A 9,541-nucleotide genomic window follows, 5' to 3' on the forward strand; every position below is an offset into this window, starting at 1 on the left:
GCCAGCAGATCCGACACGAAGCGCTTGCCTTGCCCGATATCGGCAAGCGCGTAGCCATCAGGCGGATTGAGCACACATGTGCCGAAGCGCAGTTCACCGCTCGTCGTAATCGCCGGCGACGCACCCAATGCAGCCGCAATCTCACGCGCGATCACGTTGACACCCGCAAGGCCGCCGAGCAACGGCACGACCGCGCTGCCGTCTTCGGCAACCGCTAAAACCGGCGGCTCGACGCCCTTGTTCGACAGCAACGGCCCAACGCATCGAATCACAATGCCGGCGGCGCACAGTGCGACGATCGGCGTGCCGCGCGCATACAGTTCACGCAAATGCGCGCCGAGCTCCGCGTATGCAACGTCGGCCTCGACACGCCCGCGCAACGCATGCACCTCGCAACCGGCATACAGCGCCTGAATGCGTCGCGCGGTTGCCAGCGCGCCCGCACCGAGAATCACAATCGCAGGCGGCGTCATCCTTGCCATTTTTCCCCCGGCACGACGAGCAGCGAAAAATACGGCGAAGCCATCGGATCGACCTCGGCGAGCGGCACGATGCGTTGATTGCCCATCGTTGCGCGCTCAACGTAAAGCGCACGATGCGCGAGTCCCAGTTCGCCGAGCACGCGCCGCACCTTATCGAAATTGCGGCCGAGTTTCATGATGACGGCAGCGTCGGCATCGGCAAGACGCCGGCGCAATTCGTCCTCGGGCAACACGCCGGAGAGCACCGACAAACTCTGATTGCGATACACCAGCGGCGCGCCGAGTACCGCCGCGCCACCGAGCATCGAGCACACGCCCGGCACGACCTCGGCCTCGAAGCGGGGCGCGAGCCGGTCGTGCAAATACATATACGAGCCGTAGAAAAACGGATCGCCTTCGCAAATCACCGCGACGTCGCGGCCTGCGTCCAGGTGAGCCGCGACGATCTGCGCGGCGGTGTCGTAGAAGTCGGCGATGATCGCTTCGTACGAAAGCGGCGGTTCGAGCGCTTCCGTCGTGACGGGATAAACGAGCGGCAGATGCTGTTGAGCCTCGTGCAAATGCGCTTCGATGATACTGAACGCGTTGCCCTTCTTACCCTTCGCCACGAAATACGCGACCACGGGTGCCGCTTTCAGCAAACGCAGCGCTTTTAGCGTGATGAGTTCGGGGTCGCCTGGGCCGACGCCCAGTCCGAATAAACGTCCTTGCACGGTCATTTACTCGACCTCCGTCGCCAGCGCATTCACCGCGGCGGCGGCCATCGCGCTGCCGCCACGTCGACCGTGAACCACGACGTAGGGCACGCCGCGGCTGTCTTCGGCAAGCAGCACTTTCGATTCGGCCGCGCCGACGAAACCGACCGGGAAACCCAGGATCAACGCCGGCTTCGGCGCGCCCGCATCCAGCATGTCGAGCAAATGGAAGAGCGCGGTCGGCGCGTTGCCGATCACGACCACGCTGCCTGCCAGATGCGGCCGCCACAATTCGAGCGCGACGGCCGAGCGCGTATTGCCGAGTTCGCGCGCGAGCGCGGGCACGTCCTGGTGCGTGAGCGTGCAGATCACCTCGTTGTTCGCCGGCAGTCGCGCGCGCGTGATGCCTTGCGCCACCATGCCGGCATCGCACAGAATCGGCGCGCCCTGTGCGAGGGCCGTGCGGCCCGCCGCGCCTGCGCCTTCAGAGAACTGCAGGTCTTCAATGACGTCGACCATGCCGCAGGCGTGAATCACGCGCACCGCGAGTTTTTCGAGGTCGGCGGGAATGCGCGAGAGATCGGCTTCCGCACGTATCGTCGCGAAGGATTGGCGATAGATCTCCTGACCGTCGCGAATGTAATCAAGCATCTGAAGGGCTCCGGGCCGGGTGTGCCAATGAGTCGAGCAGGTCGGCGGCCTGTTCGATCGTGACGTGGCGCGCGACGCACGAGCCGAAATCCGGCTGGCTGTCGCGCCGATAAAGGTCGTAGATGCCGGGCGCGGCGGCCAGCAGTGTGTACGGGGCGCAATGCGCGGCGGCGCACGAGCGCGGACATCCACTCAGATGGATCTCGACGCCGCCGGCGAGGCGCTCCGCTAGAAGCAGCGCGTCGGCTTTGGTATCGGCGAGGCCCTTTACACAGCCGGTTGAACCGGCGCAGGCGATCAAGTGCGCGAGAGGCTGCGCGGGGTCGCAGGCAAGGCCTAGCGCGACCATTTCAGCGAGTACGGCGGGCGCGGCATGGGCGGCGATATCGGGCAGCAGCACGCTTTGCCAGGGCGTGAAGCGTAGCGTGCCGTTGCCTTGTTGTTGCGAGAGCGTGGCGAGGCTGCGCAGGGTCGCTGCATCGACGCGTCCGAGTGGGGGTTGGCCGCCTACGTGCAGCCTGCCCACTACGCGCTGTGCGTGCGCGCCGAGTCGAAGGGCGGCATCGGCAGGCGTCGCGCGTTGCCAGTTTGCCAGCGACGTATCGCGGGACAGCGGAAAATCGACGTACCTTTGAGCGTGCTGCAATACGGCGTCGATCGAGTGGATGGTCAGCATGTGACGCATGCGCGTGGCATCGGCGGCTGCCAGATCGAGGAACGTATGCAGCAACGCGCGGACCAGGGCGGTGACTTGCGAAGGCAGCACGGCTGCAACGGCGCCGGTATTCGCATTCGCCATCGTCGCCGAAACAGGCGGACAACCCGCCAAACCAGACACAAATCGCACCCCGTCTCCAGATTGCGTGGCCGCCAGCCAGACATCATGCGGATGATCGAGCCTCGCAAGGCGCTCGCCACCGTCGACCAACAACGCAAATTTCGGCGACAGCGCCGCGAAACGCGCATCGCTTTGCAGCAGCGCGAGAAGCTCGGCGCAAAGCGGTCTCGTGTCGAACAGCGCGAACGGATCACGCCCGGCTGCGGGGCTGATCATGACGTTGCGCACGTCGTCGGCGGCCGAGGCCAGTTGCAGATTCGACATCGACATCGACGCCATCGGCCCAAACCCCGCATCGACCAGCGCCGCGATCAGCGCCGCCTCATGCCCGCCGCGCACGCCACGTACCTGTAGATTCGCGCGATTGGTCAGCTCGATCACCCCGGTCGCATGGCGCTCGCTCACGTCCGCGATCACCGCCGCCTGCGCCGCGCTCAACTCGCCGCCGGGCAATTTGATCCGGCAAATCCCGCCGTCGCGCGCAGCGACGATGCGCAGCAGCCCCGGGCACGCCGAGGGCCGCAGCGCGCAGGCCGCGTCGGGCAAAACAGGGGAGGAGGGCGAAACTTGCTTCAAGACGGACACCGGGTTTGAGCGTCGCGCGATGGCCCGAGCGCCGCCCAGGCGGGCATTGCTGCGGCATCGGTACACCCCGCCCGATGGTGGCTGGCACGAACAGTCTGGCCGGCAGGTCTCCTGGCTGGCAGGTCATGGTCCGCCGCGGCCTTCCCGGTCGAACCAGTGGCGCGGAGCGCAGGCGGACTCGCTGCATACAGTTGCGGGGGCAGCCACAGCGGCACTGTGTTCCCTCTTCGGCCCCGAAGGGCGCCGGCGGCTGTATTATGCCTTTTTTCGAACAGCACAACGAGGCTGGACGCTTTGATCGGCGTGGCACAGCGCACTATTTGAAGATACAGGACAGGGATGGATGCATGCCGGCGTGGCTGACCGTGGTGGGCATAGGCGATGACGGCTTCGCCGGCTTGGGGCGGCCCGCGCGGCGTGCTTTGCTCGAGGCGTCGGTGGTCTACGGCGGCGAACGGCATCTGGCGATGCTGCCCGCGCGGCTCGCTGCGCGCCGCGCGGCGTGGCCGCGGCCGTTCGATCTGACGCCTTTGCTGGCCGAGCGTAGCGGCTCCGTGTGTGTGCTGGCGAGTGGCGACCCGATGCTATTCGGCGTCGGCGCGACGCTGGCGCGACAGTTGCCGGCGGCCGAGTTGCGGGTGCTGCCCGCACCGTCGTCCTTGTCGCTGGCGGCCGCGCGGCTTGGCTGGCCGTTGCAGGATGTCGCGACCGTTTCGCTGGTCGGCCGGCCCTTGCCGATACTGAACGCTCATCTGCACGACGGCGCGCGTGTCTTCGTGCTGAGCGCCGATGGGCGCACGCCCGCGGCGCTGGCCGAACTGCTGAGTGCGCGCGGTTTCGGCGCGACGCGAATGACCGTGCTGGAACATCTGGGCGGCGAACTGGAGCGGTGTATCGATGGCCGCGCGGATCAATGGTCCGCGGGCGAAGCCGCGGCGCTGAATCTGATCGCACTCGAATGCCGCGCAACGGAAGGCGCGCCGCGTTTGCCGTTGACCTCCGGCTTGCCCGATGACGCGTTTCGCCATGACGGTCAATTGACCAAACGCGACGTGCGCGCAATCACGCTGGCGCGTCTCGCGCCGACGCCGGGCGAATTGTTATGGGATGTCGGCGCGGGCAGCGGCTCGATCGGCATCGAATGGATGCGCGCGCACCGGACTTGCCGCGCGATCGCGATCGAAGGGCATGCGGAGCGGCAGCGGTTCATCGAACACAATCGCGATGCGTTGGGCGTGCCGGGCTTGCAGCTGGTGGCCGGCCGCGCGCCGGATGCGCTGGCAGGATTGGCGGCGCCGGACGCCGTGTTCATCGGCGGCGGTGTGACGGTGCCGGGCGTGCTCGAAACGTGCTGGGCGCGTCTGCGCGACGGCGGGCGGCTGGTCGCGAATGCGGTCACATTGCAGGGCGAGGCGGCGCTCGTGGCGTGGCGGGCACAGCATGGCGGCACGCTGACCCGCATCGCGCTGGCCGACGCGCAGCCGCTCGGTGGGTTCGATACCTGGCGTCAGGCGCTGCCGATCACCTTGCTGGATGTCACGAAGCCGGGCGATGCCCCGCCCCAACCGTAATGCGCGAAGAAACGCCCGAACGACCCGCGCCGCTGCGTAGCGGCTACACCACCGGCAGTTGCGCCACCGCGACGTCGCTCGCGGCCGCGCGTCTATTGCTCGCGGGTATCGTCAGCGAAGTCGCGGAGATCGTGTTGCCGAAGGGGCAGCATGTGCCGATGCCGCTGGTGTTTTGCCGCCTCACGGCGGACGGCGCGGAGGCCGGCACCGTGAAAGACGCCGGCGATGACCCCGACGTGACCCACGGCGCGATCGTCTTCGCCCGCGTGCGCCTGCGTGCGGAGCCGGGCGTGATGTTCCGCGCGGGGCCTGGCGTCGGCACGGTCACGCGCGCCGGCCTCACGCTGCCGGTCGGCGAACCGGCGATCAATCCCGTGCCGCGCCGGATGATGACCGAGCATCTGTCCGCGCTCGCGGATGAACATGCATACAGCGGCGGTTTCGACGTGACGATCGGCGTCGAAGGCGGCGAAGCACTTGCCCTGAAGACGATGAACCCGCGCCTTGGCATTCTCGGCGGCTTGTCGATTCTCGGCACCACCGGCATCGTGCGGCCGTTCTCGTGTTCGGCCTATATCGCGTCGATTCATCAGGGCATCGACGTCGCGCGTGCCAACGGTTACGTGCATCTCGCGGCCTGCACCGGCAACGCGAGCGAAGACGCGATGCGCGCGCATTATGGTCTGCCGGATATCGCGCTAATCGAAATGGGCGACTTCGTCGGCGCGGTGCTCAAGCATATGAAGCGCGCGCCGGTCGAGCGCCTGAGCGTGTGCGGCGGCTTCGGTAAGCTCAGCAAGCTGGCCGCCGGGCACCTCGACCTGCATAGCCGCAATTCGAGCATCGACCTGGAGCGGCTTGCAGCGTGGGCCGCCGGGCAGGGCGCCGACGCTGGATTGCAGGCGGCGATCCTCGCGGCCAATACGAGCCAGCAGGCCGTCGCGCTGGCGCACGCGCACCAGGTGCCGCTCGGCGATATCGTCTGCCGGCATGCGCTTGCGGTCGCGCGCGAGATCGTGCCGCCGCAGGTCGCGGTCGAAATGTTCGCGATCGACCGCCAGGGCAATCTGATCGGAGTCGCGCGGTGACGCGGATCCTGCTGCTCGGTGGCACCGGCGACGCGTTGCGTCTCGCCGGACAGCTCGGCCCCGGGCACGTGTACAGTCTCGCGGGTCTCGGCAAGGTGCCGGACGATCTCGCATGCCGCGTACGCGTGGGCGGCTTCGGCGGCAGCGAGGGCATGGCGCGCTATATCGAAGACGAATGTATCGGCCTCGTGATCGACGCAACGCATCCGTACGCCGCGCGGATCAGCGCGAATGCGGCGAAAGCGAGCGGCGCCGCGCGCGTGCCATGCTGGGCGCTGCGTCGCCCGGGGTGGCTGCCACGAGCGGGTGACGACTGGCGCATGGTCGACGCCTGGGCCGCACTCACGGCCGCGCTGGCTCCGTTCAAACGGCCGCTGTTCACGCTCGGCCGTGAACCGCTCGCGCATCTCGACGACATCCCGTCGCAGCAGTTCTGGACGATACGCTGCCTGGAAGCACACGAGACCCATCCACGTGCGCGGATTCTGGCGGCACGTGGCCCGTTCACGCTGGAAGGCGAGCGAGCGCTGTTCAGCGCCGAAGCATTCGATGTGGTCGTCAGCAAAAACAGCGGTGGCCGCGCGACAGAAGCGAAACTCGAGATCGCGCGCGAACGCGGTTTGCCAGTCGTGATGCTGCGGCGGCCTGACTTGCCCGCAGTCGATCGCGAGTTTGCCAACGTGGCCGACCTGGTGGAAGCATTGCGGGCGCAAGGCTTAGATTAATGGCCCATGCATGGCATGCCGGCCGAACGAGTCTGGAGTATTGAATGACGGTGTTTTTTATCGGCGCGGGTCCCGGCGACCCGGAACTGATCACAGTAAAAGGCCAACGCCTCGTGCGTGGCTGCCCGGTAATCCTGTACGCAGGTTCGCTGGTGCCGGCCGCCGTGTTGGAAGGGCATGTCGCGGAGCAGGTCGTGAATACCGCTGAGCTCGACCTCGATCAGATCGTCGCGTTGCTCAAAGCGGCGCACGACAAAGGCCAGGACGTGGCGCGCGTGCATTCCGGCGACCCGTCGTTGTATGGCGCGATCGGCGAGCAGATCCGCAGACTTCGCGAACTCGGCATTCCCTACGAGATCGTGCCCGGTGTCACGGCGACCGCGGCGTGCGCGGCGGCGCTCGGTTGCGAACTCACGTTGCCCGATATTTCGCAGACGCTGATCCTCACGCGCTTCGCCAGCAAAACGACCATGCCCGCAGGCGAACAACTCGCCGACCTCGCGAGACATCGCGCGACCATGGCCATTCACCTCGGCGTGCGCCATCTGGCGCGCATCGTCGATGAATTGCGGCCGCATTACGGTGGCGATTGTCCGATCGCGGTGATCTACCGCGCGAGCTGGCCGGATGAAGAAAAAATCACCGGCACGCTCGACGATATCGTCGGCAAGGTGCAGTCCACGCCTATCGAGCGGACCGCGCTGATTCTGGTGGGACACGTGCTCGCTGCGGAAGGATTCGCGGAGTCGACGTTGTACGCGAAGGGTGGCTGAGCCGATTCGGGCGGGCGGCGATTTCCGGTAAGCGGCACCGACTGCCGTTCTACATATGCGACTCGATCGGCAGGATGGACATGAACCCGATGTGCAGCCCAGCATCGGCTCGGCGAGCACGCCGTCGAACGCGCCCGGGCGCTCGACTTTTTCGCGGCCACGCCGCCCGCGAGCGGCCCTTAGCGAAACGAGAGGCTCAGTCTTCAAGCGGCGCGAGCGCTTCAATCGGCATCTGCTTGTCGGCCCCAATGTTGATCGCCGGCACGAACCCGAACAGCGCGACCACAAAAATCGAAATCACAAAGATTGCGATGAAGGTCAGGTGCAGCGACTGATGCAACACCATGCGAATCATGTCGCTGTCGGCGAGGCTCGTTACCTGATTCTGCAGCAGGGCCTTTAGCTGGTCAGATGTGACCACGGCGACGCCCTTCGAGTGACTGAGCCCGAAGTTGAGCACGGCGCCGAACACCGTTGCGCCCAGCGTGCTGCCGAGATTGCGCGAAAACAGATTGGACGCGGTGGCGCTGCCGCGCTCCTCCATCTTGACGATCTCCTGGATCAGCATCAGCGAACTGACGCTCGACGTGCCCATGCCGAAGCCCATGATGAGCGAACCGAACGCCGCGACGAGCGGCGAGCCACCGGGTTGCAGGAACAGCAGCAGCACCGCGCCGATCGGCACGAAGGCGCTGCCGCCGATCAGGATGCGCCGCAGGCCGAGACGATGCAGCGATTTCGCCGCGAACGTCGCGCCCGTCGGCCAGCCCACCATCATCATCGTGAGCGCCAGACCGGCGACCACGGGCGAGCGGTGCAGCACGCCCTGAACATACATCGGCAGGAAGGTGGTGGCGCCCATCAGGATCATGCCGGACAGCACGGTTGAGGCATTGCACGCGGCAATCGGCCGGCGGCTCCACAGCGCGAACGAGATCATCGGCTCGGCCGCGCGGCGCTCCTGAAATACGAACGCCAGCAGGCACACCATGAACGCGCCGCCTGCGAGCGATGCCTTGGCGAGATCGTCGTCGCCGGCGTAAGTCAGCGCCATCATCAAGGCGGCGATCGCCGCCATGAACAGCGCCGCGCCCGCGAAGTCGATCGACGGACGCGCATGCCGCTCCGATTCGCGCAGGAACGCAATGAAGCCTGCCGCGGACGCAAGGCCGATCGGCACGTTCATCCAGAAGATCCACGCCCAGGACAGGTTGTGAATGATGAAGCCGCCCACCATCGGTCCGATCACCGCGGAAATGGCCCACACGCTGGCAAGATAGCCTTGTACCTTGCCGCGTTCGCGCGCCGGATAGAGATCGGCGACGATGGTCAGCGTGACCGGCTGGATCGCACCCGCGCCAACACCTTGAATCAGGCGGAACACGATCATGGCGGGCATCGACCAGGCGAAGCCGGCCAGCACCGAGCCGAGCAGAAAGATCGCGATGCCGGCCAGCATGACGGGCTTGCGCCCGTACAGGTCGGCGAGTTTGCCGAACACCACGGTCATCGCGGTTTGCGTCAGCAGGAACGAGGAAAACACCCAGCTATAGAGATGTAGATCGCCGAGTTGCGCGACGATCTGTGGCATGGCGGTGGAAACGATGGTGGCTTCGATGGCGACCATTGCCATTGAAGCCATGACTGCGGCAATGATGAGAGGACGCGATGATTGCGGGCTGCGGGACATGGGGCGGTAATATTAGTATGTTGGAAGCGTCTGACGGCGTGACAGATAACATGCACGCCGCGACGCATAAGCGCGGCCGCCCGAAGGCGGCCGATCATGAGTATGCACCTTGTGGAGAATGTGCGCTGAACGAAAAGCCGTTATCGCGAGGCGATGGCGAAGTCAAAACGGCTTGGCACAACCTTTGCGCGCTCAGCGTCACTTTCGCCAAATGGAGGGTCATTATGAGGATCGAATTCACCGGACGCCGTGAAGTGGTGGCAGCGGCGCGCGTCGCCTTCGAAGCCAATGTCGATGGAGCAGACGTCTGGTGCAGCGTGTCGCTGGACGCGCTGAATGACCATTTCGGCAACGAGGGACCATCGGCCCACAATCTGGTCGGTACCTTCGAGGCAAACCGCGCGCAAATTGAAAATGCTACCCGGCGGGTCCTCGAAAAGAAC

Annotated in this window: 9 protein-coding genes, 1 pseudogene and 1 riboswitch; of the genes and pseudogenes, 5 read left to right on the forward strand and 5 right to left on the reverse strand. The window is 66.0% G+C overall.

The features are described from left to right. The 4 genes and pseudogenes from QOC89_RS22040 to cobG form a co-directional block, all read right to left on the reverse strand. Positions 1-473: pseudogene (locus tag QOC89_RS22040) on the reverse strand (cobalamin biosynthesis protein CbiG); the annotation flags it as partial. Continuing rightward, a complete protein-coding gene (locus tag QOC89_RS22045) occupies positions 470-1,201 on the reverse strand; it encodes a precorrin-2 C(20)-methyltransferase (RefSeq protein WP_323046955.1) in 732 nt (243 codons plus the stop codon). The gene QOC89_RS22045 and the pseudogene QOC89_RS22040, both read right to left, overlap by 4 nt. After that, positions 1,202-1,828: a precorrin-8X methylmutase gene (locus QOC89_RS22050; RefSeq protein ID WP_323046956.1), complete on the reverse strand. Its 627-nt coding sequence runs from the start codon at positions 1,826-1,828 to the stop codon at positions 1,202-1,204. Beyond that, on the reverse strand, positions 1,821-3,251 hold the full coding sequence (cobG, locus tag QOC89_RS22055) for a precorrin-3B synthase (protein WP_416340437.1): 1,431 nt from the start codon (positions 3,249-3,251) through the stop codon (positions 1,821-1,823). Before cobG ends, QOC89_RS22050 begins: the two co-directional genes overlap by 8 nt. An 83-nt stretch (positions 3,252-3,334) precedes the next feature. Beyond that, positions 3,335-3,514: riboswitch (cobalamin riboswitch) on the reverse strand. Between the two features lie 84 nt (positions 3,515-3,598). Between cobG and cbiE the strand changes: the two genes are divergently transcribed. From cbiE to cobM, 4 genes are read left to right on the forward strand one after another with little or no spacing between them, the layout of a single operon-like run. After that, complete coding sequence (cbiE, locus tag QOC89_RS22060) at positions 3,599-4,822, forward strand: precorrin-6y C5,15-methyltransferase (decarboxylating) subunit CbiE (RefSeq protein WP_323046958.1); 1,224 nt, start codon at positions 3,599-3,601, stop codon at positions 4,820-4,822. Continuing rightward, positions 4,822-5,910: a cobalt-precorrin-5B (C(1))-methyltransferase gene (locus QOC89_RS22065; RefSeq protein WP_323046959.1), complete on the forward strand. Its 1,089-nt coding sequence runs from the start codon at positions 4,822-4,824 to the stop codon at positions 5,908-5,910. The genes cbiE and QOC89_RS22065 overlap by 1 nt, the downstream gene beginning before the upstream one ends. Beyond that, on the forward strand, positions 5,907-6,635 hold the full coding sequence (locus QOC89_RS22070) for a cobalt-precorrin-6A reductase (RefSeq protein WP_323046960.1): 729 nt from the start codon (positions 5,907-5,909) through the stop codon (positions 6,633-6,635). The genes QOC89_RS22065 and QOC89_RS22070 overlap by 4 nt, the downstream gene beginning before the upstream one ends. Before the next feature lie 44 nt (positions 6,636-6,679). Continuing rightward, positions 6,680-7,408: a precorrin-4 C(11)-methyltransferase gene (gene cobM, locus QOC89_RS22075; protein ID WP_323046961.1), complete on the forward strand. Its 729-nt coding sequence runs from the start codon at positions 6,680-6,682 to the stop codon at positions 7,406-7,408. Positions 7,409-7,604: 196 nt separating this feature from the next. On the opposite strand, the gene QOC89_RS22080 is transcribed toward cobM, so the two are convergent. Continuing rightward, on the reverse strand, positions 7,605-9,098 hold the full coding sequence (locus QOC89_RS22080; protein ID WP_323046962.1) for an MDR family MFS transporter: 1,494 nt from the start codon (positions 9,096-9,098) through the stop codon (positions 7,605-7,607). A 224-nt stretch (positions 9,099-9,322) separates the two neighbouring features. Between QOC89_RS22080 and QOC89_RS22085 the strand changes: the two genes are divergently transcribed. Beyond that, positions 9,323-9,541 (forward strand): DUF1488 domain-containing protein (locus QOC89_RS22085; protein ID WP_323046963.1); only part of this gene is annotated, 219 nt, incomplete at its 3' end.

The sequence above is a fragment of the Paraburkholderia sp. genome (assembly GCF_034668105.1).
Classification (GTDB): Bacteria; Pseudomonadota; Gammaproteobacteria; order Burkholderiales; family Burkholderiaceae; genus Paraburkholderia.

Excerpts from the sequence above, each read along its gene's own strand:
- QOC89_RS22050 (WP_323046956.1), bottom strand. The coding sequence starts at position 1,828 with ATGCTTGATTACATTCGCGACGGTCAGGAGATCTATCGCCAATCCTTC.
- QOC89_RS22080 (WP_323046962.1), bottom strand. The coding sequence starts at position 9,098 with ATGTCCCGCAGCCCGCAATCATCGCGTCCTCTCATCATTGCCGCAGTC.
- cobM (WP_323046961.1), top strand. The coding sequence starts at position 6,680 with ATGACGGTGTTTTTTATCGGCGCGGGTCCCGGCGACCCGGAACTGATC.
- QOC89_RS22065 (WP_323046959.1), top strand. The coding sequence starts at position 4,822 with ATGCGCGAAGAAACGCCCGAACGACCCGCGCCGCTGCGTAGCGGCTAC.
- cbiE (WP_323046958.1), top strand. The coding sequence starts at position 3,599 with ATGCCGGCGTGGCTGACCGTGGTGGGCATAGGCGATGACGGCTTCGCC.
- QOC89_RS22045 (WP_323046955.1), bottom strand. The coding sequence starts at position 1,201 with ATGACCGTGCAAGGACGTTTATTCGGACTGGGCGTCGGCCCAGGCGAC.